General features: G+C 61.6%; 24 protein-coding genes. 17 read left to right on the top strand and 7 right to left on the bottom strand.

What is annotated here, in order from left to right:
• Nucleotides 1-283: 283 nt before the first annotated feature.
• On the top strand, nt 284-1,348 hold the full coding sequence (locus B0G74_RS20425) for a glycosyltransferase family 4 protein (protein WP_132376578.1): 1,065 nt from the start codon (nt 284-286) through the stop codon (nt 1,346-1,348).
• 288 nt (nt 1,349-1,636) lie between these two features.
• Here B0G74_RS20425 and B0G74_RS20420 read toward each other — a convergent pair whose 3' ends face one another.
• Nucleotides 1,637-1,939: an H-NS histone family protein gene (locus tag B0G74_RS20420; RefSeq protein WP_007179981.1), complete on the bottom strand. Its 303-nt coding sequence runs from the start codon at nt 1,937-1,939 to the stop codon at nt 1,637-1,639.
• Nucleotides 1,940-2,229: 290 nt separating this feature from the next.
• On the opposite strand from B0G74_RS20420, the gene aqpZ reads away from it, so the two are divergent.
• The 3 genes from aqpZ to B0G74_RS20405 all read left to right on the top strand — a co-directional run bounded on the left by aqpZ (nt 2,230) and on the right by B0G74_RS20405 (nt 4,417).
• Nucleotides 2,230-2,970, top strand: coding sequence for an aquaporin Z (gene aqpZ, locus B0G74_RS20415; protein ID WP_132376577.1), 741 nt, complete (start codon nt 2,230-2,232; stop codon nt 2,968-2,970).
• Nucleotides 2,971-3,123: 153 nt separating this feature from the next.
• The gene (locus tag B0G74_RS20410) at nt 3,124-3,819 is read left to right on the top strand and encodes a histidine phosphatase family protein (RefSeq protein ID WP_132376576.1); all 696 of its coding nucleotides are present in this window, start codon (nt 3,124-3,126) and stop codon (nt 3,817-3,819) included.
• Between the two features lie 286 nt (nt 3,820-4,105).
• Nucleotides 4,106-4,417, top strand: coding sequence for a PXPV repeat protein (locus tag B0G74_RS20405; RefSeq protein ID WP_132376575.1), 312 nt, complete (start codon nt 4,106-4,108; stop codon nt 4,415-4,417).
• A 159-nt stretch (nt 4,418-4,576) separates the two neighbouring features.
• Here the strand turns inward: B0G74_RS20405 and B0G74_RS20400 are convergent, their stop codons facing one another.
• Both B0G74_RS20400 and B0G74_RS20395 read right to left on the bottom strand, forming a co-directional pair.
• Complete coding sequence (locus tag B0G74_RS20400; RefSeq protein ID WP_132376574.1) at nt 4,577-5,398, bottom strand: Cof-type HAD-IIB family hydrolase; 822 nt, start codon at nt 5,396-5,398, stop codon at nt 4,577-4,579.
• A 131-nt stretch (nt 5,399-5,529) separates the two neighbouring features.
• Nucleotides 5,530-6,411: a BadF/BadG/BcrA/BcrD ATPase family protein gene (locus B0G74_RS20395; protein WP_132376573.1), complete on the bottom strand. Its 882-nt coding sequence runs from the start codon at nt 6,409-6,411 to the stop codon at nt 5,530-5,532.
• 140 nt (nt 6,412-6,551) lie between these two features.
• On the opposite strand from B0G74_RS20395, the gene B0G74_RS20390 reads away from it, so the two are divergent.
• Together B0G74_RS20390 and B0G74_RS20385 are read left to right on the top strand one after the other, a co-directional pair.
• The gene (locus B0G74_RS20390; protein WP_165923884.1) at nt 6,552-7,148 is read left to right on the top strand and encodes a DNA-3-methyladenine glycosylase I; all 597 of its coding nucleotides are present in this window, start codon (nt 6,552-6,554) and stop codon (nt 7,146-7,148) included.
• A gap of 367 nt (nt 7,149-7,515) precedes the next feature.
• On the top strand, nt 7,516-7,941 hold the full coding sequence (locus B0G74_RS20385) for a hypothetical protein (RefSeq protein WP_132376571.1): 426 nt from the start codon (nt 7,516-7,518) through the stop codon (nt 7,939-7,941).
• Nucleotides 7,942-8,126: 185 nt separating this feature from the next.
• Here the strand turns inward: B0G74_RS20385 and rpsU are convergent, their stop codons facing one another.
• Nucleotides 8,127-8,339, bottom strand: a complete 213-nt coding sequence (rpsU, locus tag B0G74_RS20380) for a 30S ribosomal protein S21 (protein WP_006050883.1) — start codon at nt 8,337-8,339, stop codon at nt 8,127-8,129.
• Between the two features lie 362 nt (nt 8,340-8,701).
• On the bottom strand, nt 8,702-9,643 hold the full coding sequence (locus B0G74_RS20375) for an aldo/keto reductase (protein WP_132376570.1): 942 nt from the start codon (nt 9,641-9,643) through the stop codon (nt 8,702-8,704).
• Between the two features lie 267 nt (nt 9,644-9,910).
• On the opposite strand from B0G74_RS20375, the gene B0G74_RS20370 reads away from it, so the two are divergent.
• The 11 genes from B0G74_RS20370 (at nt 9,911) to B0G74_RS20320 (ending at nt 21,062) form a co-directional block, all read left to right on the top strand.
• Entirely contained in the window at nt 9,911-11,056 is a 1,146-nt protein-coding gene (locus B0G74_RS20370; RefSeq protein ID WP_132376569.1) for a flagellin, read from the top strand.
• 157 nt (nt 11,057-11,213) lie between these two features.
• Nucleotides 11,214-12,731 carry a flagellar filament capping protein FliD gene (gene fliD / locus B0G74_RS20365; RefSeq protein WP_132376568.1) on the top strand — a complete coding sequence of 506 codons (1,518 nt, stop codon included), beginning with the start codon at nt 11,214-11,216 and terminating at the stop codon, nt 12,729-12,731.
• Between the two features lie 3 nt (nt 12,732-12,734).
• Complete coding sequence (gene fliT, locus B0G74_RS20360; protein WP_132376567.1) at nt 12,735-13,049, top strand: flagellar protein FliT; 315 nt, start codon at nt 12,735-12,737, stop codon at nt 13,047-13,049.
• A 262-nt stretch (nt 13,050-13,311) separates the two neighbouring features.
• Complete coding sequence (locus B0G74_RS20355) at nt 13,312-15,699, top strand: tetratricopeptide repeat protein (protein WP_132376566.1); 2,388 nt, start codon at nt 13,312-13,314, stop codon at nt 15,697-15,699.
• Nucleotides 15,696-16,841: a dTDP-4-amino-4,6-dideoxy-D-glucose aminotransferase VioA gene (gene vioA, locus B0G74_RS20350; RefSeq protein WP_132376565.1), complete on the top strand. Its 1,146-nt coding sequence runs from the start codon at nt 15,696-15,698 to the stop codon at nt 16,839-16,841. The genes B0G74_RS20355 and vioA overlap by 4 nt, the downstream gene beginning before the upstream one ends.
• A gap of 5 nt (nt 16,842-16,846) precedes the next feature.
• Nucleotides 16,847-17,545, top strand: a complete 699-nt coding sequence (locus tag B0G74_RS20345) for a WbqC family protein (RefSeq protein ID WP_132376564.1) — start codon at nt 16,847-16,849, stop codon at nt 17,543-17,545.
• A complete protein-coding gene (locus B0G74_RS20340; protein WP_132376563.1) occupies nt 17,542-18,519 on the top strand; it encodes a hypothetical protein in 978 nt (325 codons plus the stop codon). Before B0G74_RS20345 ends, B0G74_RS20340 begins: the two co-directional genes overlap by 4 nt.
• Nucleotides 18,516-19,040: a GNAT family protein gene (locus B0G74_RS20335; RefSeq protein WP_132376562.1), complete on the top strand. Its 525-nt coding sequence runs from the start codon at nt 18,516-18,518 to the stop codon at nt 19,038-19,040. The genes B0G74_RS20340 and B0G74_RS20335 overlap by 4 nt, the downstream gene beginning before the upstream one ends.
• A gap of 33 nt (nt 19,041-19,073) precedes the next feature.
• Nucleotides 19,074-19,859 carry a phytanoyl-CoA dioxygenase family protein gene (locus B0G74_RS20330; protein ID WP_132376561.1) on the top strand — a complete coding sequence of 262 codons (786 nt, stop codon included), beginning with the start codon at nt 19,074-19,076 and terminating at the stop codon, nt 19,857-19,859.
• Nucleotides 19,860-19,864: 5 nt separating this feature from the next.
• Nucleotides 19,865-20,602 carry a class I SAM-dependent methyltransferase gene (locus B0G74_RS20325; protein WP_132376560.1) on the top strand — a complete coding sequence of 246 codons (738 nt, stop codon included), beginning with the start codon at nt 19,865-19,867 and terminating at the stop codon, nt 20,600-20,602.
• A gap of 178 nt (nt 20,603-20,780) precedes the next feature.
• Nucleotides 20,781-21,062: a hypothetical protein gene (locus B0G74_RS20320; RefSeq protein ID WP_132376559.1), complete on the top strand. Its 282-nt coding sequence runs from the start codon at nt 20,781-20,783 to the stop codon at nt 21,060-21,062.
• Here B0G74_RS20320 and B0G74_RS20315 read toward each other — a convergent pair.
• Nucleotides 21,043-22,017: a transporter gene (locus B0G74_RS20315; protein WP_243658235.1), complete on the bottom strand. Its 975-nt coding sequence runs from the start codon at nt 22,015-22,017 to the stop codon at nt 21,043-21,045. The genes B0G74_RS20320 and B0G74_RS20315 overlap by 20 nt on opposite strands.
• A 100-nt stretch (nt 22,018-22,117) precedes the next feature.
• Entirely contained in the window at nt 22,118-23,626 is a 1,509-nt protein-coding gene (locus B0G74_RS20310) for a DUF1214 domain-containing protein (RefSeq protein WP_207915667.1), read from the bottom strand.
• Nucleotides 23,627-23,628 lie beyond the last annotated feature (2 nt).

Raw genomic sequence — 23,628 nt, 5'->3', positions numbered from 1 at the left:
CTTTGCAGCGTCCGAATATACGACCGGTGATTTCTCCCGATTATCGGGATGGCCGTTCCGACGACCTGTAACGGGTCATGTTTCGCGCTGTAACAACATTAAGCGTTTGAAAAATAACTCGAATTAGCGCGGCCGATCCCGATAATGAAGCCAAGGGATTACCCGATGCAGGTTCGGAGCACCCCCGGGCGGCGGCTTACCGCGCCCAACCGTCCGTCAGGCATTCGCTCCTCGCTCTACTCGAGCGCCGCTGTGCGATGCCGTTCCGATTAGGAGAAAACGCATGCGAATCGCACAAATTGCGCCGTTGTATGAAGCTGTCCCGCCGAAACTTTATGGTGGCACCGAACGCGTCGTGTCGTATCTGACCGAGGCACTGGTCGACCTCGGCCATGACGTTACGCTGTTTGCGAGCGGCGACTCGGTCACTTCGGCCAACCTCGACGCCTGCTGGCCTCGTGCGCTGCGTCTCGATCCGACGATTCGCGATGCGCTGGCTCCGCACGTCCTGATGATGGAAAAGGTGCGCAAGGTGGCGCATGAGTTCGACGTGCTGCACTTTCACCTCGACTACATGCCGTTCCCGCTCTTCACCACGATGGACACGCCGTTCGTGACGACGCTGCACGGCCGCCTCGACTTGCCGGAACTGCAACCGGTGTTCGATGCGTTCTCCAACGTGCCGGTGGTCTCGATTTCCGATTCGCAACGCGCGCCGCTACCGCAAGCGAATTGGCTCAACACCGTTTACCACGGTTTGCCGGAGCAGCTGCTCACGCCGCAGACGCATAAGAAGCCGGAATACCTGGCGTTCCTCGGCCGTATTTGTCCCGAGAAGCGCGTCGATACAGCTATCAAGATCGCTGCACAAAGCGGTTTGCCGCTGAAGATCGCCGCCAAGGTGGACAAGGTCGACCAGGAATACTTCAAGCGTGAAATCGAGCCGCTGCTGTCGCAGGCGCATGTGGAGTTCGTCGGCGAGATCAATGAAGCGCAGAAGCCCGAGTTTCTTTCCGGCGCCAAGGCGCTGCTGTTCCCGATCGACTGGTCGGAGCCGTTCGGCCTCGTGATGATCGAGTCGATGGCGTGCGGTACGCCGGTGATCGCGTTCAACCGCGGTTCGGTGCCGGAAGTGATCGACCACGGCGTGACGGGTTACATCGTTGAGGACGTGCAGGGCGCGGTCGCGGCGCTGCAACGCCTGGACGAACTGTCGCGCACCGAAATCCGGGCCCAGTTCGAACGCCGCTTCAGCTCGAAGACGATGGCTCAGAATTACGTGGATGGCTATTCGGCACTGATCGAAGCCACGCGCCGCCCGGTGTTGCGTCAAGTCGCAGTGGGCTAAACGCCGAGCTAAGCGGCTGGGCACTTTCGCTCAGCCGCTTGAGTAACGAAATCCGCCGCGTACGACGTTTCCGATTTGTAGGTCAATAGTGAGTCAATTCGTCGTGTGAATCGTTTGCGCGAGCGGTAATTTCAGGTTATCCCGCTTCTTTGTCCAGAAAAGCCGCCCCTCGAGGGCGGCTTTTTTAATACGGGCATGGATGCGCTTCCATCGCCGATTAGCGCTCAGCGAATAAAGACCGAGTACCAATAAACCTTCAGTTGGCTTTCGTCTCGACCGGCAATCGGCTCAAGCAGCACCAATCAGAAAGCGCTCGCGATTCTTACCGACGATCCATTTGGGCGGTTTGCCGCGCCCGCTCCACGTATTGCCCGACTTCGGATCCTGGTATTTCGCCGGCAGCGGCGCCTTCTTGGGCGGGCGGCCGCGCTTGGCGGCGACGGCAAAACCGAGGTCCTGAGCCGTCAGACCGTATTCAGCGATCTTTTGGCGGATGTCGGCGACCACATTGTCGATTTCAGTACGGCGCGCTTCTTCTGCTTGTGCCTGCAATTTGGCGATCTGCGCCTTGAGGTCTGCATATTGAGACATTCCGGTTCTCCCCTTTTCTAGAACTCATTGGCTCGCAGACTAACTGCAATTATAAAAATTCGCAATGGACAAGAATACCGATTTAGCAAGATATCCTCTGATAATTATTAAGACCGGTGAATTGTAAAACGGTATCTTTATCTCGCAATAAAAAGGTAAAGGCGACACCACATTGACAATTCTTGACACCTGATTTGGCCACCTTTCCCTAAAATTGCGCGTTCAAGGCATGCAGACGGACATAGCCGCGCGTGCTAGCGGAAGCCTCCATCTTTTTAGGATTACCAACCATGCAGTTGTCAAAGCGCCTCGCTGCCGAGTTGTTCGGCACCTTCTGGCTCGTGCTCGGGGGCTGCGGCAGCGCCGTCCTCGCCGCTAACTTCGCCGGCCCGGTTCATGGTCTGGGCATCGGCTTCGTGGGCGTGTCGCTCGCGTTCGGCCTGACCGTGCTGACCATGGCTTTTGCAATTGGCCACATTTCCGGCTGCCATCTGAATCCGGCGGTGAGCGTCGGCCTGACCATCGCCGGCCGCTTTCCGGCGCGCGATCTGCTGCCGTACATCGTCGCGCAAGTGATCGGCGCGGTGCTGGGTGCGCTGGTGCTGTCGCTCATCGCATCGGGCAAACCCGGGTTCGATCTCGTCGCCAGCGGCTTCGCCAGCAACGGCTATGGCGAGCGCTCGCCCGGCCACTACTCGCTCGCCGCGGCATTCATTTGCGAAGTGGTGATGACCGGCTTCTTCCTCTTTGTCATTCTCGGCGCGACCGACAAGCGCGCGCCCGCCGGCTTCGCACCGATCGCCATTGGCCTGTGCCTCACGCTGATTCACCTGATCTCGATCCCGGTGACCAACACGTCGGTGAACCCGGCGCGTTCCACCGGCCCGGCGCTCTTCGTCGGCGGTGCGGCGATGGATCAGTTGTGGCTGTTCTGGGTTGCGCCGATCCTCGGCGCAGTGATTGCGGGCGTGTTGTACCCGGTCATCGCTGAAAGCCGCAGCGGCAGTTCGCAGAAGCTGGCGCTCGACTGATTGTCGCGCGCGGTCATTCGGGCAAACAAAGCGGGCGCTACGGCGCCCGCTTTGTTTTGTGGCGGAAGCGTAAGCACCTCGATATCGCGCCGATGGCTTATTCGTGCCCGCAGTAGAATCGTGCGACTTCCCAAGCTCGTACAGGTGCCACCTATGAAGCGTTTCCGCGGATTTCTGCATGGCGTCGCACTCTCCATCGGCGGCTTGTGCGCGGGTGTGCTGGCGCTAGCCACCGCGCATGCGGCCGACGGCCAGACGGAAACGCTCGTGTTCGTGCGACACGGTGAGAAGCCTGCCCAGGGCTACGGACAACTCAACTGTCAGGGACTCAACCGCGCGCTGGCCTTGCCGGCGGTGATCGCGGCCAAGTTCGGCAAACCGGATGCGATCTACGCACCCGATCCCGGCCAGCAAAAAGACGACGGCGGCAAGCCCTACTACTACATCCGGCCGCTTGCGACGATCGAGCCGACCGCCATCCAGTTCCAGATGCCGGTGCAAACGCCCTATGGTTTCGCTCAGATCGACCAGCTCGGCACCGCGCTCGTCGATCCGGCCAATCGCAACAAGCTGATTGTCGTGGCGTGGGAACACAAGCTGATCGTGAAGCTATTGCGCCAGATGCTGAGCGCGCATGGCGGCAATGCCGCCGATGTTCCGAACTGGAAGAGCGACGACTTCGACAGTATCTATGTTGTTCGCCTCGACTGGCAAAGCGGCACGGCGCGCGCCAGCTTCAAACATGATCGTCAGGGGCTGGATGGACGCGCGACCGACTGCCCTTGCGCGGCGCTGCCCGGCGCGTCGGCGGCTGCCGGATCGACGACTTCCTCGAATGCGGCAAATTAAACGGGTAATACAGATGTAAGCCGCAATTACGCAGGCGGCCATCAGATTTGGGTAAAGCGTGGTGCCGGGCGCGCTTCGCCACGGCGCAAAGGGCCGCGAATCCTTATGCACCAGTGCTTTGACCGAACGGCGTGCGGCGCGCGACGGACTCACGTACGCCCGCTCACAGCTTTCAAAGCCTGCGACGATGCTTGCAGTCCGTAACATCTGGTCGCAGTACCCATCGACGGGAATGCGTAGATTGATCCTGTGCGACAAACATACGTCGCCTCACAGGAGAACAAACATGAAACGCATCGTCACTCACTTGCTGGTTGCTGCAGGACTCGCGGCGGGCGCATGCGGTGTCGCGCAAGCGCATACGGATCTGAACATCGGCCTGTCGCTCGGCGCACCGGTTTATACGCGTCCGGCCCCGGTCTACGTGGCGCCGCAGCCGGTCTACTACCGCAACGGCGGCTGGGACCACCGCTACGATCGCGGTGACTATTATCGCGGCGACCATCGATATGATCGCAACTGGAACCACAATGACCGCGGCTGGGGCCACGATAACCGGGGCGACCATGGCGACCGCCGTGGCGGATGGCACGGGTAATTTTCCTGGTGCGACTGACGGCGGCAGATGAGGCGGCTTGCCGGCCTTGATAGACCTCGGCGGCGCAACGCCGTCGACAGCAGCCTGAGCCACCAGACGTGCCGCTCAAAGAAACGGCCCGCGTCCATGAAAATCGACGCGGGCCGTTTCCATTTCCACTCAGGACATCAGTTCGTCGTCGAGCGAGAAGAGCTTGCGCAAATGGTGTGCGACGCCCGCTTCAAAGTTGTTGCCAATGCGCGGCACGTTTGGCAGGCGCGTCATGAGGTCGGGATTGGCGTTGTTCATCATGAACGGATGGCCGGCCGTCTCCAGCAGATCGATGTCGTTCATGTTGTCGCCGAAAGCGACGCACTGCGAGGCATCGACGCCGAGGCGCTCGAGCACGATCTGCAACGCGCGGCCCTTCGATACGTTTGCCGTCATCACTTCCAGACAGTCCGGCAGCGAATAGGTCACGTACAGTGCGTCGCCGAATTCGCTTGCGAGATTCGCCGAGACCTGCGCGAGATCAGCAGGCTCGCCGATATAGAGGGCCTTCGCGATGTCGACGCCGTCGTGTTTCGGCAAATCGGTCACTTCGTAGGTGAAGCCCGAATCCTGGTGAAACTTCAGCAGATCCGGCGCGTCGCGGTCGATCAGCCACGCCTGATCGGCGAACAGGTTGACGATCACACGACCATGCGCGCCAGCGATTTCCGGCTGCACCAGTTTTTGCACAATGGCCGGAGGCAGGTCGTCCGCGTGGATCACCGTGTTGTCCGGCGCGTGGATGCGCGCGCCATTCGATGTAATCAGATACGGACTGATGCCCAGCACGTCGCGAATACCGGCGACATCGCAATAGTGGCGACCCGTTGCAATCACGAACCGCAGCCCGTCGCTTTCAAGTTTGCGCACGGTGGCGACCGTGAACGGGTCCACCTGGTGATCCGCGTTGAGCAGCGTGCCGTCGAGATCCGTGGCGATGACTTTGTACATAGTTTGAGCAGGCGGGCAGCGTCGAAGCTGCGTATTTTACCGTTGCCGACCGCGTTCGCCGGAACGCGCCGGCTATATCCATGATTTTCAGCCGCAATCGCGCGACTCGCACACGCCGCGACGCGCCGTTTTCAGCCGCCGGCGCGGAGCGCTTCACGCTGCGCCAATTGCAATCCGCCGTGCGCGGAGTCTGCCAGCGGCTCGCGTAAGCGCGCCTGATAGATCTGCGGCACGTACTCGCGCAACGGTGCGCCAAGGCCGCCGCACAACGCGACCGGCAGGCTCGCCGACGGGTCCAGTGCGGCGATCATCTTGCCCACTTCGACGCCTGCCTCGCCGAGCAAGCGCGCCGCGAACGGATGCGTGCGGTGGGCGATGACGATCGGCGCGAGCCTCGCATAAGCTGTCTGATTCGCTTCGCACAGCCAGACGACGAGACTGTCGCGGTCGTGCGCGCCGGTGTGGGCGACCAGCGCCTGGGCCAGATCGTCGTGAGTGCCGCGACCGTCGAGCGCCTGCTGTGCGTGCACGATGGCCCGCAGTCCGAGCCACGCGCCGCTCGCTTCGTCGCCCGATGGAAAGCCGTAGCCACTCACCTGGCGGCATTCGCCCTCGCCATCCAGCACGGCCGCGACGCTGCCGGTGCCGAGCGCGACAATCACACCATGCGCGCCGCCGTGCGCGCCCAGCAAAGTGGTGTAGGCGTCGCTTTCCACGGCGAGTCCCGCTAGCGCGGGCGCTTGCGCGCGAAACGCGGCCAACCAGTCGCGATTGTTGACGCCCGCCAATCCGCAGCCGAGCACGCAGCGCGACCAGTCCAGCGTCATGCCCGCACTTGCAAATGCTTCGCTGCAGCCGGCTGCGATGGCCTGCCATGCACGTTCGACGCCAAGTCCCAAACCCGACGGCCCGCTTGCCGCCTGCGCCAGTTCGCGGCCTTGCGCGTCGCCGAGCACGACCCGCGTGCCGCTGCCGCCGCCGTCAATGCCGATCAGAAAGAAGTCTTTGTTCATGGAATCGAGTGAGTTCCGTGGATGAATAACGCATAGCGTGGCAGGTCAGTTTCAATCCGGCAATTAGCCGAATGGCCAGCTTGCAGTGCGCACGGCTTCGGCTATGCTGGCGGGCGACATCACAACGCAGGAGCGCGACAGTGACACAGCGATGCAACTGGGTATGGAGCGAAGCGCTCGCACAGTATCACGACACCGAATGGGGCGTACCCTCGCGCGACGACCAGCATCTGTTCGAGATGCTCGTGCTGGAAGGCGCTCAGGCCGGCTTGTCGTGGTCGACGATTCTTAACAAACGGGCCGGCTATCGCCGCGCTTTTGCGGACTTCGACATCGCCAAGGTTGCGCGCTTTACGCCGAAGCACGTCGAAGCGCTGGTGAAGGACGAAAGTATCGTGCGCCATCGCGGCAAGATCGAAGCGGCCATTACCAACGCCCGCGCCGTCCAGCAGATTCAGGCCGAGCACGGCTCGCTCGCCAACTTTGTCTGGTCGTTCGTCGATCAGACGCCGATTCAGAACGACTGGGCGTCGTACAAGCAGGCACCTGCATCGACCGACATTTCGGACGCGCTGAGCAAGGGGCTGAAGCGCTACGGCTGCAAGTTCGTCGGCTCGACGATCTGTTATGCGTTCATGCAGGCGGTCGGCATGGTGAACGACCACGAGGCGAGTTGCATGTGCCGCGCGCGATGCGCGGCGCTTGGCAAGAAAGGACGTAATCGCAAAGCGGGCTGAGGCGACGCGGGTTCAGCAGCGCTTAGTGCCGCAGTTCTAACAAAGGACGGCGGCTCAGGGAAAGTCCCAAGCGCCGCAGCGGGTGTCCGGTCATTACCTCGCTAGGCAAGGCCTGGAGGACGAGAACACGACGTGCCACGACGCCGGATTCGTCGCCACGCTCCCATTCGGTAAAGCCCGGCTGCGCTTATGGGGCATCTCGGTCGTTATACGGTTATGAGCTGCGGCTGCGAAAAACAAGTCAAATTCGGGAATTGACGGCTTTTCGCCTTGCTAGTCCGGGCTTCGCCGAATGGAGCACGCCCGATACTGCTAGTCGTGCGCTCAAACAACGAATAACCGCTGCGTAACGCGTGGGAGACCAACCATGAAAACTCTTAACTTTGTGACGCATCAGGAGATTTTCGATCAGGCCGTGGGGCACTTGCTGGGCCAGAAGCGCGCCGCGCTGCTACCGCGCGGCGGCGGGGCTTATCGAGGCTATTGCGGCGGCTGCCCGGTCGGCAGCTTCATCAAGCCGCGCGACTACATGACCGCGATGGAAGGTATTCCGGTGCGCTTCATCGGCAAAACGCCGGCTGAGATGCCCGCATATATGGACGTCGGCGTGTCGGCGCTGAAGAAGGCGCTGCTGCGTTCCCGCATCAATGTGTACGACCCGGCCACCGTCGATCTGCTCAGTTGCCTGCAAAACGTGCACGACGTATTCGGCACTTGGGAATGGCTCGAGCGTCTGGGCTCGATCGCCCGCCAGTTCGGCCTGTCCGCTGATCGGCTGAAGAGCGCGGCGTAAGCCGGAGACAGCTGCGGTGCCGCACTACGGCGTCGCAGCGCCCACCGTCAATCCTCCGCGCAGCACACCCCAAGTCGCGCAGCCCGCATTGACCTGAGCGATCCACCTGACGCCCCAAAAGCAAAACGGCGATGTGGCTTCTTTCGAAGCTCACACCGCCGTTCGGCCGTGCGGAAAAAGCGTGCTTAGTGCAGCTTCTTCGGCAGCATCTGGCTGCGCAGGCGCTTGTGCAGGCGCTTCACAGCAGCAGCCTTCTTGCGCTTACGTGCCGTGGTCGGCTTTTCGTACGATTGGCGCTCACGCAGTTCAGCGATCAGGCCATTCTTTTCGATTGCGCGACGAAAGCGGCGAATCGCCACTTCGAACGGCTCGTTTTCTTTCAGAAGAATCGTCGTCATTTAATTCCTAACTCAATCACTTGATAGGGGTAAATTGCGTGGCGGCATACCGCTCACGCGCCGGCCCTCCGGTCGTCTCAGTTCATGGCCAGTAACAGGCAAACGCGGGCAGAACCCGGCCAAACCACGAATGGAACGAGAGGCAAAGCGGCCACGGAGGCCGGAAAAGAGAGGTGGGGAGTTCACCGCGGAACGCGGACAGACATAATGCAAAAGCCGCGTCTGCTGCCGTTTCGCCAACCTTTCATCAACGAAGAAACATTGACGAAACAGGCAAAGATCTCAATTCACTCCCGATGATATCAGGAAACTCTCCATCCTACCAGGGGTTTAGGGATTGCGCCAGGTCACCTTTCGCGCGCTCAGGCGCTCGCTTCGTCGAGTTCGCGGACATCGGCGCCCGTCAGCATCAGATGAACCGCCGCCGCGAGGCTCTTGAGCTGATCGATCGACGTCGCGCTGGCAATAGGGGCCGTAACGCTGGGCCGCGCGATCAACCATGCCAGCGCGACGGTGGCCGACGTGCTGCCATGCGCGTCGGCAACCCGATCTAGCGCGTCGAGAATCCGCAAACCGCGTTCATTCAGATATTTTTCGACCCGGCTGCCGCGCGCCTTATTGGCCAGATCGGCCTGCGAGCGGTATTTGCCGGACAGAAAGCCGCTCGCCAGGCTGTAGTACACCACCACGCCGAGCTGATTGGCGAGCGCCACTGGTTCGATGTCGCGCTCGTATGCCGCGCGGTCATACAGGTTGTACTCCGGTTGCAGCAACTGATATTCGGGCAGGCCATGCTGGCGCGACACGGCAAGCGCCTCCTCGACCCGCGCGCCGCTGTAGTTCGATGCACCGATCACGCGTACCTTGCCCGCCTCGATCAGCTTCTGATACGCGCCGAGTGTTTCGGCGAGCGGCGTTTCGGTGTCGTCGTCGTGAGAAAAGTAGACGTCGATGTAATCGGTTTGCAAGCGCCGCAGCGAATCCTCGACCGCTGCCTGAATGTTGGGCGCCGACAGTCCCTTGCGCAGCGGATGCTTCGAAACCTTGGTGGCGAGCACGATCTTGTCGCGCTTGCCGCTCCGACGGAACCACTTGCCGATGATGGTTTCCGATTCGCCGCCCTGGTTGCCGGGCACCCACGCGGAATAGACATCGGCGGTATCGATAAAGTCGAGACCGGCATCGACAAACGCATCCAGAATCGAAAACGAGGTGGCTTCATCGGCGGTCCAGCCGAAAACATTGCCGCCGAACATAAGCGGCGCGACCTGTAATTCCGAACGCCCAATCCTGCGCTTTTGCATGATTTCTCCACGGTTTGTCACAAGAGAAAAAGAGAATACGCCGTCTTTTCAATACCTGCAGTGCGTCCGCCGATCAAGGCTGCAAGCGGCTTTCAGCGGCATTGCAATAAACCAGCATGGAAAACGTTTGGCTTGCCACTGCACAAAGTTCCTCAAGTTTTTTTAAGGGACGCCGTCAACCTTCACTGAGGCGGCCAGCAATGAACGAGTGCTTCCGCCGATGCCAACGTGGCGTATTGGGCTCAAGGCTTATTTAGGAGATTTTCCATGCTCGGAATCAATAGCAACATCAACTCGCTGGTTGCACAGCAAAACCTTAATGGCTCGCAAAGCGCCCTTTCGCAAGCCATCACCCGCCTGTCGTCGGGCAAGCGCATCAACAGCGCGGCTGACGATGCAGCAGGTCTGGCAATCTCGACGCGTATGCAAACGCAGATCAACGGCCTGAACCAGGGCGTGTCGAATGCGAATGACGGCGTGTCGATGATTCAAACCGCATCGAGCGCACTGTCCTCGCTGACCTCCAGCCTGCAACGTATCCGTCAGCTGGCTGTGCAAGCATCGACCGGCTCGCTGTCGTCGAGCGACCAAGCCGCTCTGCAGAAGGAAGTTTCGGCGCAGATCGCTGAAGTGAACCGTATCGCGTCGCAAACGACGTACAACGGCACGAACATTCTGGACGGCTCGGCAGGCAGCGTGACGTTCCAGGTCGGCGCGAACGTCGGTCAGACGATCAGCCTGGATCTGAGCCAATCGATGTCGGCAGCGAAGATCGGTGGCGGTCTGGTGCAAACGGGTCAAACAGTCGGCACGATCGCGGTCAGCCTGAGCGCGACCGGCGCATACACGAGCACCGGCGCAACGATCACGTCGGTCAACGTTCTGTCGGACGGCAAGGGCGGCTATACCTTCACGGACCAGAACAACACCGCCATCACGTCGGGCGTTGCAAACGCAATCTTCAGCGCAGGCACGGGCGCGGGCTCCGGCACGGCCATCACCAGCCTCGCCATCAGCACGGCAGCTCTGCCGACGACCGGCGCAGCTTCCGGTGCCGCCATCGCCGCCGTCAATCAGATCAACGCGATCAACGCGCCGCCGACGGTTTCGGGCCTCGACATCAGCACGGTCACGGGCGCGAACGAAGCGATGGTCTCGATCGACAACGCACTGCAGACCGTGAATACGCTGCAAGCTGCACTGGGCGCCGCGCAAAACCGCTTCACCGCAATCTCGACGTCGCAGCAAGCTGAATCGACCGACCTGTCGTCGGCACAATCGCAAATCACGGACGCCAACTTCGCACAAGAAACGGCGAACCTGAGCAAGGCGCAAGTGCTGCAACAAGCTGGTATCTCGGTGTTGGCGCAAGCTAACTCGAACCCGCAGCAAGTTCTGAAGCTCCTGCAGTAAGAGCTGACGCGGTAACGGCGATGCGCTGCGCGCAAGCGGGGCGCATCGCCGGGTTTCAAGCAACGGGAGGCATGCCTCCCGCTGTGCATTTCCGTCACTTAGTGATGTAGCATCGCGCACCACCCAATACAGATTTCCAGACGCCCGGAGCCTCTGCATGTCCTCGATCTCAACCTCGTCTTCTACAGCTAGCGCCAACGCCGCGCTGCAGTCGGCTGCTCAATCGATCATCAGCGGCTCGACGGGCAATTCGTCGATGGACGTGTCGACGCTCGTCACGGCACTCGTGAACGCAAAGGTCGCCGGGCAAGCCTCGGCTCTGGCGGCACAGCAAACCAGCGACAGCACCACGCTGTCGGCGTATGGCGCACTGAGTTCCGCGCTCAGCGCATTGCAGTCGGGCATCACGAATCTCGCCAACGGCAACACGCTGGCGACGTTCGCGGCGACCGCAAGCGGCACCGGGCTGACCGCGACAGCCGGCGTAGGCGCCGTGGCCGGCAGCTATTCCATCGCCGTGACCCAGATCGCCAGCTCGCAAGCCCTGTCGTCGGCAGCCTTCGGCTCCACGACGCAACTGGGCACCGGCACGCTGTCGATCTCGATGAACGGCAAGTCGATGGATATCAACGTCGACAGCACCAACAACACGCTGTCGGGCATCGCGTCGGCGATCAATGCGAGCAGCAGCAACCCCGGCGTCACGGCAACGATCGTGACCGGCACGGACGGCGCTCACCTTGTGCTGCGCGCGGCGAACACCGGGGCGGCCAACGTCATCAACGTCTCGACCAGCAACATCACCAGCGACACCGGCCTGTCGAGCCTCGGCGTCACGTCGACCGCCAGCACCACGGGCGGCCAGTCGACCATTACGTCGGCCAATTCGGGCAGCGCCTGGACGCAGAGCGGCTTCGCACAGGACGCGGAGTACACGATCGGCGGGATTGCGGGCAGCAGTTCCAGCAACGCGGTGACCGGCGCTATTTCAGGCGTGACGATCAACCTGACGGCGGCGGCCGTGGGCACGCCCGCGGGCACCCCGCAGATGCTGACCATTGCGCAGGACACCACCGCGCAGAACACCGCGATCAACAATTTCGTGAGCCTGTACAACACCGTCGTGACGACCATGTCCACGCTCACGTCGTTCAGCTCCGGCTCGACGTCGCAAGGGCCGCTGTTGGGCGACTCCACGCTGCAGACGATCAAGAACACGCTGGCCAACATAATCGGAGGCTCGGTCGGCTCGGGCAGCACCGGCACCACGCTGGCGGCGATCGGCATCACGCTGAAGGACGATCCGGCCGACGGCACGATGGTGGTCGACAACAACGCGCTGAACACTGCGCTGACGAGCAGCCCGGCCACGGTCGCGTCGCTCTTCAACTCGACCAACGGCATTGCCGAGCAGTTGAACGCCAGCATCACCACGTTCACGCAAACCGGCGGCATCATCGACACGCGCAACACCGCGCTGAACGCCGACCTGAAGAGCATCACCACGCAACAAACCGCGCTCGCCGACTACACGACACAGTTGACGAATCAGTACCAGGCGCAGTTCACCGCCCTGAACACGTTGATGGCGACCATGAACAACAATTCGCAATACCTGACCGCGCTGTTCGGCGGCACCAACAGCGCGGGCGCGCTGGCCACGAACAAGAGCTAAGCCATGGACGCGCACAACATGAACCAGACGGAATTGGTCGAGCGCGTGCTCTCCATCACGTGCGAAATCGAGCAGGCGGCCTCGCTGGCGGATTGGCCGGAAGCCGCCCGCCTGACCGAAACGCGCTCGCCGCTGCTGATGTCGCTCAGCGCGGATCAGGAACCGGGCGCGCTGGGCATGATCCGCCAGATCCAGGCGATCGACGCGGCGCTCCTCGCGGACGCGGCAGTCACCCAGAACGAACTGCATTTCGAGTTCGAAGCGGCGATCGGACGCACCAAGGCCGCCGGCGAATATCAGCGGATGGCCCGCCTGTAAAAAACCCGGAGCGGAGCCGCGCAAGGCGACATCCGCTCCCCCAAAGCCGGTTCAGCCGGCCGACCGAATAATAAGAACTACGTGCCGAAGTGAGGCGCGCTCGTTCCCTCAGCCCGCCTCGTGCGGGCTTTTTTCTTGCCCTTCGGCTCTCCGGCCCCTTCCTCCATACGCTAAACAGGCGGCTTTTTTACCGTCATCTCCGCGCATCGGAAAGACCGGCCTCGTCGCACAATTTCTCCATAGAACATTTTGCGCCGAGACCATGACTCTCCTGTACGAGCAGCCGCCAGCCGAACCCCTGACGCCCGAACAACAACTCGAGCAGGACATTGCGCTCGTGTTGCAGACGGCGCTCGACCATCACCACAAGGGCGAATTCGACGACGCCGAGGCGCTCTACCGGGCGATCCTCGATGCAGAGCCGCAGCACGCGGATGCCCTGTATGACCTGGGTGTGTTGCTCGGTCAAACCGGCCGCCCCGAAAACGCCGTGCCTGTGTTCGAGTTAGCGCTGGGCCAACAGCCGCATAACGGCCAGTATTGGGCGGCATATATCAGTGCGTTGATCGACGCCGGTGAAAGCGCCGCTGCGTGGCTTGCACTGGAAATGGGCCAGAAACAGGGTCTGAAGGGTCCAGCGGTAGACGGCCTGATCGTACGAATGGCCAATCCCGGCAAGGTCATCGCGACGCTGCCTGTGGCAGTGCAGAACTCGCAGGCTGGCGGCAACGCCGCTGTCGAGACAGATACCGGCGCGGCAAATACAGCGGCGGAAACCGGCAAATCCACGATCGCGGCCGGACGGCGCGTGAGCCAACAGGAAACGACGCGATTCACGTCGCTGTACAACAAAGGCCAAATCGCCGACGCCGTCAAACTGGCACGAACGTTCACCCAGCGGTTTCCCGCTGACGGTAACGCGTGGCGCTGGCTCGGCATTGCACTGCATCGTCTGGGACGGTATGACGACGCGCTGATTCCGTTGCGCAAAGCTGCCGAACTCCTGCCGGAGGAACTGGAAAGCCGCACCGTCCTCGCGGATACGCTGCGCCTGAAAGGCCTGCACAAGGACGCCGAAGAAGTCTGCCGCGCGATCATCGCGATCAATCCGGGGTACGCCGAAGCGCAACGGATCTACGGCATGTCGCTGGTTCACCAGGGACGCGTGGCCGAGGGCTTGGCCGCGGCACGGCGCGCGATCGAACTGGCGCCGGACACGTCCGGCATGCACAACACGCTGGGCGTGCTGCTGCTCGATCTGGGCATGGTGAGCGAAGCAGAGGAAAGCTTTCGCGTCGCGCTGGAGAAAGACCCGAAAGATGCAATCGCAGCGGACAACTATCTGTTTTCGCTCACTCACAATCCTGAAGTCAAGCAGGACACGCTGTTCGCCGAACACGTCAAATTCGCTCAACAGCACGAAGCGCCGGTGCGCGCGCAATGGCCGCGTCATGTGAACAAGCGCACGCCGAACCGCAAGCTGAAAATCGGCCTCGTTTCCGGCGACCTGTTCCGTCACGCGGTCGCCTCCTATCTGCTGCCGATCATGGAACGCCTGGCGACCGATCCCGGTGTCTCACTGCATGTGTACAACAACCACATCGCGGTAGACGACTACACCCATCTGCTGCGCAAATGCGCCCATGAGTGGCATCAGGTCACCGGCATGCCGGACGCGCAGTTGGCGAACCGGATCCGCGACGACAGAATCGACATTCTGTTCGATCTGTCCGGCCATACGGGTCGCAATCGCCTTCTCACGTTCGCGCGCAAGCCCGCGCCGATCCAGGTCAGTTGGCTCGGCTACCCTGCCACGACCGGGCTAAGTGCGATGGACTACTACCTCGTGGACCGGTTCGGCGTCCCGTTCGGCCCTGCGGAGCAAATGTTCTCCGAAAAGATCGTGCATTTGCCCGCGAACGCGCCCTTCCTGCCGGAAGAAAGCGCGCCGCCGGTCAACATCCTGCCGGCCATGCACAACGGCTATGTGACGTTCGGGAGCTTCAACCGCCTCAACAAATTGCGTCCCGACGTGATCGCTCTCTGGGCGGAATTGCTGCACGCACAACCGTCGTCGCAAATGTTGCTGGGCGCGATTGCAACCGACGAGGATGAACAGCTTCTGATCGACTGGTTTGCCGACGCAGGCATCTCGCGCGAGCGCCTGATGTTCCGCCGCCGTTCGAGTATTCCGGTCTACCTGCAACAGCACTTTCACGTCGACATCTGCCTCGATACGTTCCCGTACACGGGCTCAACCACCGTGCTGAACTCATTGTGGATGGGCGTGCCGACCTTGACGATTGCAGGCAACACGTTGCCCAGCCGCGCTGGCACCACCTGGATGTCGCATGTCGGGCTGGAACAGTTTCTCGCTACAGACAAGGCGGATTTCGTCGCCAAGGGCGTTGCACTGTCCTCCGATATCTCCGCGCTCGCCGCGCTGCGCACGGGCTTGCGTGAACGCTGCATGGCGTCGGCGGCATTCCGGCCTGAAGTGGTCGCTGCAGGTTTGTCGCGCGCGTTGCGAATCATGTGGCAACGCTGGTGCGACGATCAGCCGCCCGTCGCATTCGAAGTCACGGCGGAAGAAGCCATTACCGCCACGGACGACACCACCGCGTCGCCCAAATCAGGGGAAAACAAATGAACGCTGCCTTACCGCTTGGGGCCATCGCGCCGCAGATCGACGAGCGCATTTACGTTACCCAGCCGCATCTCCCGCCGCTCGAAGAATTCATTCCCTATCTTCAACAGATCTGGGACAGCAAGATCCTGACCAATGCCGGTCCGTTTCACCAACAGTTCGAAGCGGCGCTGTGCAAGTACCTCGGCGTCAAGCATCTTGCGCTGTTCACCAACGGCACGCTGGCGCTGCTCACCGCGCTGCAGGCGCTGCGCGTGACCGGCGAGGTCATCACGACGCCCTATTCGTTCGTTGCCACCGCGCACTCACTGGTCTGGAACGGCATCAAGCCGGTATTCGCCGACGTCGATCCGCACACGCTGAATCTCGACCCCGCCAAGATCGAGGCAGCGATCACGCCGCAGACCACCGCGATCATGCCGGTGCATTGCTACGGCAAGCCGTGCGACGTCGAGGCGATCCAGAAGATCGCCGACAACTACAATCTGAAGGTGATCTACGACGCGGCCCATGCTTTCGGCGTGCAGACCGAAACCGGCAGCGTGCTCGAGCACGGCGACCTCGCCGTTCTGAGCTTCCACGCGACCAAGGTCTTCAACACGTTCGAAGGCGGCGCGATCATCTGTCAGGACGCCAAGACAAAGCAGCGTATCGACCATCTGAAGAACTTCGGTTTCGTCGATGAAGTGACCGTGGTTGCGTCCGGCATCAACGGCAAGATGAGCGAGATCAACGCGGCATTCGGGTTGCTTCAACTGCAGCACATCGATGAAGCGCTGGCACGGCGCGCGCGGATCGACGCGATCTACCGCGAACGGCTGCGCGACGTGCGCGGTATTAGCTGCGTGCCGAAAGCGGGCGAGAAAGTGGCGAACCATTCGTACTTTCCGATTCTCGTCGGCCCGGACTACCCGATCAGCCGCGACGCGCTGTATCAGAAGTTCCGCGACGAGAACATTTACGCGCGCCGCTATTTCTATCCGCTGATCTCGGACTTCCCGATCTATCGCGGCCTGCCTTCCGCGCGCCCCGAAAATCTGCCGGTTGCGCACGCCGCTTCGCAACAGATACTGTGCTTGCCGATTTTCCCGGCACTGACGGACGGCATGCTCGATCGCATCGTCGGGATCATCGCGGGTAGCTGAACGTCATGAAGCTCGCGATCATGCAGCCCTACCTGTTTCCGTACATCGGATATTTCCAACTGGCGGCGGCAGTCGACAAGTTCGTCTTTTACGACGATGTGAACTTCATCAAGAATGGCTGGATCAACCGCAACCGGATGTTGCTGGGCGACCAGGTGCGTTACCTCACAGTGCCGCTCAGCGGTGCGAGTCCTTCGTTGAAGATTAACGAGGTACTGGTCGAACCGCGCGAGCGCTGGTTACGCAGACTGCTCGAATCGATTCGGCATGCGTATGCCAAAGCCCCTCACTACCCGCAGGTCAGCGCGCTGATCGGACGGATTCTGGCCGAGCCTCTCGCACCTGTTTCGCTGCTCGCGTCGCACACCGTCATGGAAATTTGCAGGTACCTCGAAATCGATACCGAGTTCGTCCCGTCTTCGACGAAGTACGGCAATGCGCAACTCAAGGGCACCGAGCGGGTTATGGACATCTGCGCCAGAGAACAGGCGAGCACCTACGTGAATCTACCGGGTGGCCGCGAACTTTACGATAGTGCGGCATTCTCGGCGCGCGGCATCGAGCTCGCCTTCATCGAACCGAACCTGTGTCCTTACGCGCAGTTCGACGACACTTTTCACCCCGCCTTATCGATTCTCGACGTCCTGATGTTCAATAGCAAAAACAGCGTCAGAGATATGCTGTCCGTCGAGGTGGCAGCATGATTGCGCGCGGGTCGCGCGCAATAGGCGGATATTTCGAACTCGAACTGCCGCGGACCGAAACGACACTTCACGACGATGCGCTGCGTTTTCAGTCGTCGCGCGCGGCGTTTCTCGCGCTGCTTCGGGCGATGCGACCGACTGCCGTCTGGATGCCCTGGTACATTTGCGACGCGATGCTCGAGCCGCTGCGCATGACCGGCACGCCGGTCAACCGCTATCGGCTCGACGCCGAATTGCGCGCGCAGTCTGTCGATGTCGCGCACGGTGAGTGGTTCGTCTACGTCAACTATTTCGGCTTGTGCGCTCAACAGGTCGACGACGTGCTCAGCCGGTTCCCGCGTGAGCGCGTCGTAATCGACAATGCGCAGGCGTTGTTCGCGCAGTCCGCCGATTGCCTCGCCACGCTGTACTCGCCGCGCAAATTCCTTGGCGTGCCGGATGGCGGGTACCTCGTCACACAGCAGCCGATCGAGATGCCGGAAGCGACCGACGATGCCTCGTTGCTGCGCTGCGGGCATCTGCTGACGCGGCTCGCGAAAGACGCCGAAGCAGGTTATGCCGACTACGCAGCGGCCGAAGAAAGCCTGAAACACCAGGAGCCGTTACGCATGTCGGCACTGACTCAAAGGCTGCTCGCGGGCGTCGACTACGAAAGCGTCCGCGCGCGGCGACTCGAAAATTTCGCCTTTCTGCATGAGAAATTGCAGCGCTACAACCGCTTCACGTTTCGCTATGACGAACACGCGGTGCCGCTCTGCTACCCGTTTTTCGGCGTGCCCGCCGGCGTGCGCGAAGCGCTTCGGGCGCAACGCATCTATACGTCCACCTACTGGCCGGACGTTGCGACCGCTGAAGGCGCGCCGGACTTCGAACGCAGCCTTCCTGACTCGACCTTGTGCCTGCCATGCGATCAGCGGCTGACGCACAACGATCTGGCGCCGATGGTGCAACACTTACTGGACCGACTCGCATGAACGACAACACGATATTCCTGCGCGAGATCGAACGCGGCGACCTGTCGACCATCAACACATGGCGCGCCGACAAGGCGCTGGTCAGCCACTTGGGCGGCGCCTTCCGGTATGTGGGCACCGAGATCGACAGTAAATGGTTCGATAGCTATCTCGGCTCCCGGGCGAATAACGTGCGTCTCGCCGTGTGCCTCGCGTCTACCCAGGCAGTAGTCGGCGTGACGTATCTGTTAGGCATCGACTGGGTGAGCCGTTGTGCGGAGTTCTCGATTCAGATCGGCGCCGAGACGGAACGCGGCCGGGGCATCGGCGAGGCCGCCACGCGCCAGACACTCGAACACGCATTCGGCGACCTCAACCTCAACCGTATTTCGCTGACCGTGCTCGCGTCCAACACGCGCGCCATCGCGCTCTACGAGAAAGTGGGCTTTCGCGCCGAAGGTCTTTTACGCCAGGCGGCCTTCAAAGGCGGCCGTTATCTCGACGTCACACCGATGGCCATCCTCGCTGCCGATCGACACTGAGCCTTTTACTTTTGCCGTTGCCTCGCACCACTCATGAACACGATTGACGATCAACACAACACCGCGCTCGCCACGGCGGGCTGGACGGTGCTTCCCGGCCTAATTCGCCGCGAATTGCTCGATTCGCTGGTGAAGGCGCTCGGTCCTTCGCTCGCGTTGCGCGACCAGATCAGGCGACGCAACGGTGTGCAGGAAAACAGCGCAGGCACCTTGCATCACCTTCTGATGGATGACCCGTGCTACGTCGAATTGCTGGCGGAGCTCTCAACGCTGGAGCCGGTTTTCAAAGGATACTTTCAAGGCAACTTCGTTCTGAATTCGTACGGCGGCGTGATCAACGAGCGCGACTCGCGCTCTTACGTTCAAAACGTGCACCGCGATATCCGCTTCGGCTCCGACTCGCGGCGCTTCATGGTGAACGCGCTGGTGATGCTCGACGATTTCACGCTGGCCAACGGCGCAACGCATATTCTTTCGCACTCGCAAAACCTCCAGCAGCAGCCCACCGACGAGCATTTTTACGCGCAGGCTTCACGGGCTACCGGGGAGCGCGGTTCGGTTCTGCTGTTCGATTCGCGCATGTGGCACGCCACCGGCCGCAACACCACCGATGCGCCCCGCCGCGCACTGACACTGACGTTCACCAGCCCGTTCTTCAAGCCGCAACTCGACTACGCACGGCTGTTCGGATACAGCAACCTCGACCGCTGCAACGCCTGGATGCGCCAGGTGCTCGGCTTCAACGCCCGGGTGCCTGAGTCCCTCGATGAGTTTTACGTGCCGGTGGAGCAGCGGTTCTATCAACGCGGACAGGATTGACGACCATGAGCAGAGACTACGACGCAGAAGCGAAAGATCATCCCGAACATCGCTACGCTTATGACTTCGATTATCTGATGCATGAATACATGCTTCGGACATTTGCACCGTTCCACGTCAGCGGCAACGCGCTTGAACTGGGATGCTTCGAAGGTAACTTCACGCGACTTCTGACACAGCGCTTCCATTCACTGGAAGTGGTCGAGGCATCGGCGGACTGCATCGCCGTTGCGTCAGCCAAGACGAAAGGCGCCGTCAAATTCCATCACTCGACGTTCGAGACTTTCGAACCCGCGCGACGCTACGACAACATCTTTCTGATCCATACGCTCGAACACCTCGATCATCCGGTCGAAGTCCTGAGCCGGATCCGTGGCTGGTTATCGGAAGGTGGCCGCCTGTTCGTGGCTGCTCCGAACGCGCGCGCCGGATCGCGGCAAATCGCGGTCAATATGGGGCTGATCGACCATCACGCGGCCGTGACGGCGGCTGAAGCCGCACACGGTCATCGCGTAACTTATTCGATCGATACGCTGCGAGCCGATCTGCGTGCGGCAAAGCTTCGCCCGGTCACCGAAGGCGGGGTCTTTTTCAAGGGCCTTGCCAACTTCCAGATCGATGCCGCATTGAAGGCCGGCATCATATCCAGAGAATATCTGGATGGCTGTTTCGAGTTGGGGCGCGTTTATCCTGACTTGTGCTCCAGCGTGTACGCGATATGCGAGCGCAGCACGCGCGGTTGATCGGTTTCGGTCCGGATGCGAAGGATATCCGAGCCGCACTGAACCAGCGGCCGGACAGCAGCGGGTAATAACGGTTATCGCGCTGCTCGACAAAGAGCGCATGGCTCCAGGACGCAAGCGGCGCGCTGCATCTGAATGCCGCCGGCTACTGGTACGACGCGGCATCGCTCGACGGGTCGTGGCGTATCAACTCACCGCCGCCGCGTGGCGGGTCAACGCGGCGAAAAACGCGCAAACGAATCTGCAGTCCGACCCGATGCTGCCCGCCGACGGCAAGAAATCCGCACAGGCGCCGGACGTCGTGATCGCCGCGCAGCCGGCCGAACTCGTGGTGACGAACGGCAAGCCGGCACTGCAACCGGTGAAAGGCGTGAATCTGCTCTCTGTCCCCAACGCCGACCGTCCGGCACGGCGCCTGTCACGCATCGCATGCCGCGGTGTCACTGAAACGTCGCATTGACCGACAGTTGCACCGCATTACCCTTCGGCCGGTTGCTGGTGTTGAATTCGTTGACCCAACGCAGCGCAGCCGAAATGGGCGTTTTCTGGACCTTGCCCGACCAGGTGATCATCGGCCCGAGGCCGACTGAATGACCCTGACTGCCGCCGACGACGTCCGCAATCCCGCCGCTGTCATGGCCGATCTGCTGGATATAGCCGCCCACCACGCCGACGCCCCAGCCGCTGCTGAAGCGCTTGAGCGCAAGCAGATCGAGCACGCTGACCGGCGCGTTGTGATAGTGGGTGTCGTTATTGGGCGTGTAGAACTCGAGGCCGTAATTCAACGACAGCTCGATGTTCTCCTGCGGCAGCAATTTCGTATAGGCGATCGTCGGCGTGAAGGTCCACGTGTTCTGTCCGGCGTTGGCGAGCCGGTTCGGGTTGTACGCACCAGTTGGCGCGTAAATTTGCACGCTCAACGCGACGTGGTCAGTCTTGGTCAGGTGATAGCCGGCGACCACCGGCGCGAAGAAGATATCGGCGAACTGCGTGCCGTGGTCGTTCGGCAAGCGGCCGTGAAACGACGAGATGTCGGTGTACTGAAGCGGCACGCCAAACGACGACGCGAAATTCCAGCCGCCTACCGTAATGCCCCACGTCTTGACCGCGTTGAGAATGGTGTAGACGGCCGTCACGTCGACGCCGGCCGTCACCTGTCCGGCGATCGGAATCGACTTGCTCGCGCCGAGCGAGCCTTCGTAATAGATCGTGGCGGCCGACACGATCCAGTCGCTGGTCGGCGGGACGACGCCGCCGTAGGGCATCACCTGCTGGCCCGTGATCGGACGGCCGATGCCGCCTTCCGTCGCCGACGCCGTTTGGGAGAGACTCACGCCGACGGTGGTCAGAAGCGCGCCCTTGCACAATCCGGCAACGAGCCGCCTGGCTGCGAAGATACAGTTAGGTTGACTCATAATCGTCCTCATCGAATGGAAGTTCGGCATTCTCACTCCTACGGAACCGCATCCGGGCGGGCTGCGTCCGCAAGCCGCACTGCGCGCGTACGCGCAGGCGTCAGGCTTCGCGCACGATTGGCGGCGGCGTCCAGTTGCCATCCAGCAGCGCTTGCTGCGGCCAGTAGGCGCGCAAGTACAGCGAGAACACCTCGTTGGCCGGCGCCGGCAGCCAATTGGCGAGTTTGTCGTCGCTGGGTCTCGCGTGTTGTACGTGGAGCGTGAGCGAGCCGTCTGCGTCGAACTTCAGGTCTTTGTTCTTCGTACCGAGTGTGTAGCGGTTTTGCGGGTTGGGTGAAAGAAAATGGTGCGAGTCATATAGCGTCAGCGACCAGAAACCTTTGACAGGGGGCAACCGGTCTCTATGGAAGGTCACAGTGTAGCGCCCGCTGCCATCAAGACATCGGCCCGATGCATCGGTATCCGAATAAAAACACTTTATCTCGTTGGCCTTGTTGACAAAGACGTGCGACGTCGCTATCGCCGTTCGCGAGTAGTAGTCCGTACCAAAGGCCGCACCGTTGCTGAACGTGTTCCAGTTTCCCGCAAGCCGCTTGCCGAACAGATTGAACTTGGAGAGCGGTGCGATCAGATCCGCTTCGGCTCTCGCCGTTTCGTCGATGATGGCGCTTCTGAGTGCGCCGTCCCGGCGCGTGGCGGCGATCAGCGCACGTGCCTGCGCATAGAGCGCCTCTTCGCCATGTTGCGGCGGCGCTTCGTCGAGCACGGCGGTCAGTGTGTCCCAGAAACGGTTCGGATCGACCCGTTCGATCTCTTCCGCGCTTGCGTGCGTCGCACTGCGGGCCGCGCCGAAACCGGGCAGTGCCGACCAGTCCGTTTCCTTGAACTGGCCGTCGTAGTCCGCGAGTGGATACACGCCGATTTTGCTGATCAGCGACTGCACCAGCGCGCGATCTTCCGGCGTGTCGTCCATGAACACGCGCGGAATCAGCATGCCTATCGCGGTGGGCGAGCGAAACATCTGGCGGATGCCCTTCGGCGCCGGGCCATGCCAGTCCGGGCCCGCCAACAGATAGAAGCCCGGCCGCGAGCCATACATCTTGCCGAGGCTCGTGAAACTATCAGTGCGCAGATCGACGGCCTGATAGACCCAGAAGCGTCTGCCGAAATCCGGTACCTGGACGATCGCCGGCGTAGTGCGCAAATCGAGCATCGCGCAACCGTCGATCAGATCGCGATTTGGGCAGCCGACGTGCCGCGTTTGCGGCTGAGCATAATCGCGCAGCATCGCGAGACGGTTGGGCGGAGCGACCGGCGCGACGCCACCATTCAGCCCCGGCCGCGGCACCTGCTGCATCGCCAGCAATCGGCGGTAGACATTCACCAGCGGCCACGCCCAGAAATAGGTCTGGCGCGCCACCAACCGCGCGTACTCCTCCGACATCGTGTCGCCCGCCACCGGACCGGGCACGGACGCCGCGCCGGCCGTCGCGGCAGACCACGGACGCTGCTGCGTCTTCGCAAGGATCGGCGCGGCAACCGACGCCAGCACGGCCGCCGTCACCCATGTCGCCGCCTTCCTGTGCATGTCGATGTCCGGGTCGTCCATGC

Origin of the sequence: Paraburkholderia sp. BL9I2N2 (genome assembly GCF_004339745.1) — a bacterium.
Classification (GTDB): Bacteria; Pseudomonadota; Gammaproteobacteria; order Burkholderiales; family Burkholderiaceae; genus Paraburkholderia.
The sequence above is the reverse complement of the archived record's forward strand: the minus strand, read 5'-3'. Positions and strand labels throughout refer to the sequence as shown.

What these genes read in the sequence shown, in the direction of transcription:
- B0G74_RS20425 (WP_132376578.1), top strand. Translation starts at nt 284, where the DNA reads ATGCGAATCGCACAAATTGCGCCGTTGTATGAAGCTGTCCCGCCGAAA.
- B0G74_RS20420 (WP_007179981.1), bottom strand. Translation starts at nt 1,939, where the DNA reads ATGTCTCAATATGCAGACCTCAAGGCGCAGATCGCCAAATTGCAGGCA.
- aqpZ (WP_132376577.1), top strand. Translation starts at nt 2,230, where the DNA reads ATGCAGTTGTCAAAGCGCCTCGCTGCCGAGTTGTTCGGCACCTTCTGG.
- B0G74_RS20410 (WP_132376576.1), top strand. Translation starts at nt 3,124, where the DNA reads ATGAAGCGTTTCCGCGGATTTCTGCATGGCGTCGCACTCTCCATCGGC.
- B0G74_RS20405 (WP_132376575.1), top strand. Translation starts at nt 4,106, where the DNA reads ATGAAACGCATCGTCACTCACTTGCTGGTTGCTGCAGGACTCGCGGCG.
- B0G74_RS20400 (WP_132376574.1), bottom strand. Translation starts at nt 5,398, where the DNA reads ATGTACAAAGTCATCGCCACGGATCTCGACGGCACGCTGCTCAACGCG.
- B0G74_RS20395 (WP_132376573.1), bottom strand. Translation starts at nt 6,411, where the DNA reads ATGAACAAAGACTTCTTTCTGATCGGCATTGACGGCGGCGGCAGCGGC.
- B0G74_RS20385 (WP_132376571.1), top strand. Translation starts at nt 7,516, where the DNA reads ATGAAAACTCTTAACTTTGTGACGCATCAGGAGATTTTCGATCAGGCC.
- rpsU (WP_006050883.1), bottom strand. Translation starts at nt 8,339, where the DNA reads ATGACGACGATTCTTCTGAAAGAAAACGAGCCGTTCGAAGTGGCGATT.
- B0G74_RS20375 (WP_132376570.1), bottom strand. Translation starts at nt 9,643, where the DNA reads ATGCAAAAGCGCAGGATTGGGCGTTCGGAATTACAGGTCGCGCCGCTT.
- B0G74_RS20370 (WP_132376569.1), top strand. Translation starts at nt 9,911, where the DNA reads ATGCTCGGAATCAATAGCAACATCAACTCGCTGGTTGCACAGCAAAAC.
- fliD (WP_132376568.1), top strand. Translation starts at nt 11,214, where the DNA reads ATGTCCTCGATCTCAACCTCGTCTTCTACAGCTAGCGCCAACGCCGCG.
- fliT (WP_132376567.1), top strand. Translation starts at nt 12,735, where the DNA reads ATGGACGCGCACAACATGAACCAGACGGAATTGGTCGAGCGCGTGCTC.
- B0G74_RS20355 (WP_132376566.1), top strand. Translation starts at nt 13,312, where the DNA reads ATGACTCTCCTGTACGAGCAGCCGCCAGCCGAACCCCTGACGCCCGAA.
- vioA (WP_132376565.1), top strand. Translation starts at nt 15,696, where the DNA reads ATGAACGCTGCCTTACCGCTTGGGGCCATCGCGCCGCAGATCGACGAG.
- B0G74_RS20345 (WP_132376564.1), top strand. Translation starts at nt 16,847, where the DNA reads ATGAAGCTCGCGATCATGCAGCCCTACCTGTTTCCGTACATCGGATAT.
- B0G74_RS20340 (WP_132376563.1), top strand. Translation starts at nt 17,542, where the DNA reads ATGATTGCGCGCGGGTCGCGCGCAATAGGCGGATATTTCGAACTCGAA.
- B0G74_RS20335 (WP_132376562.1), top strand. Translation starts at nt 18,516, where the DNA reads ATGAACGACAACACGATATTCCTGCGCGAGATCGAACGCGGCGACCTG.
- B0G74_RS20330 (WP_132376561.1), top strand. Translation starts at nt 19,074, where the DNA reads ATGAACACGATTGACGATCAACACAACACCGCGCTCGCCACGGCGGGC.
- B0G74_RS20325 (WP_132376560.1), top strand. Translation starts at nt 19,865, where the DNA reads ATGAGCAGAGACTACGACGCAGAAGCGAAAGATCATCCCGAACATCGC.
- B0G74_RS20315 (WP_243658235.1), bottom strand. Translation starts at nt 22,017, where the DNA reads ATGAGTCAACCTAACTGTATCTTCGCAGCCAGGCGGCTCGTTGCCGGA.
- B0G74_RS20310 (WP_207915667.1), bottom strand. Translation starts at nt 23,626, where the DNA reads ATGGACGACCCGGACATCGACATGCACAGGAAGGCGGCGACATGGGTG.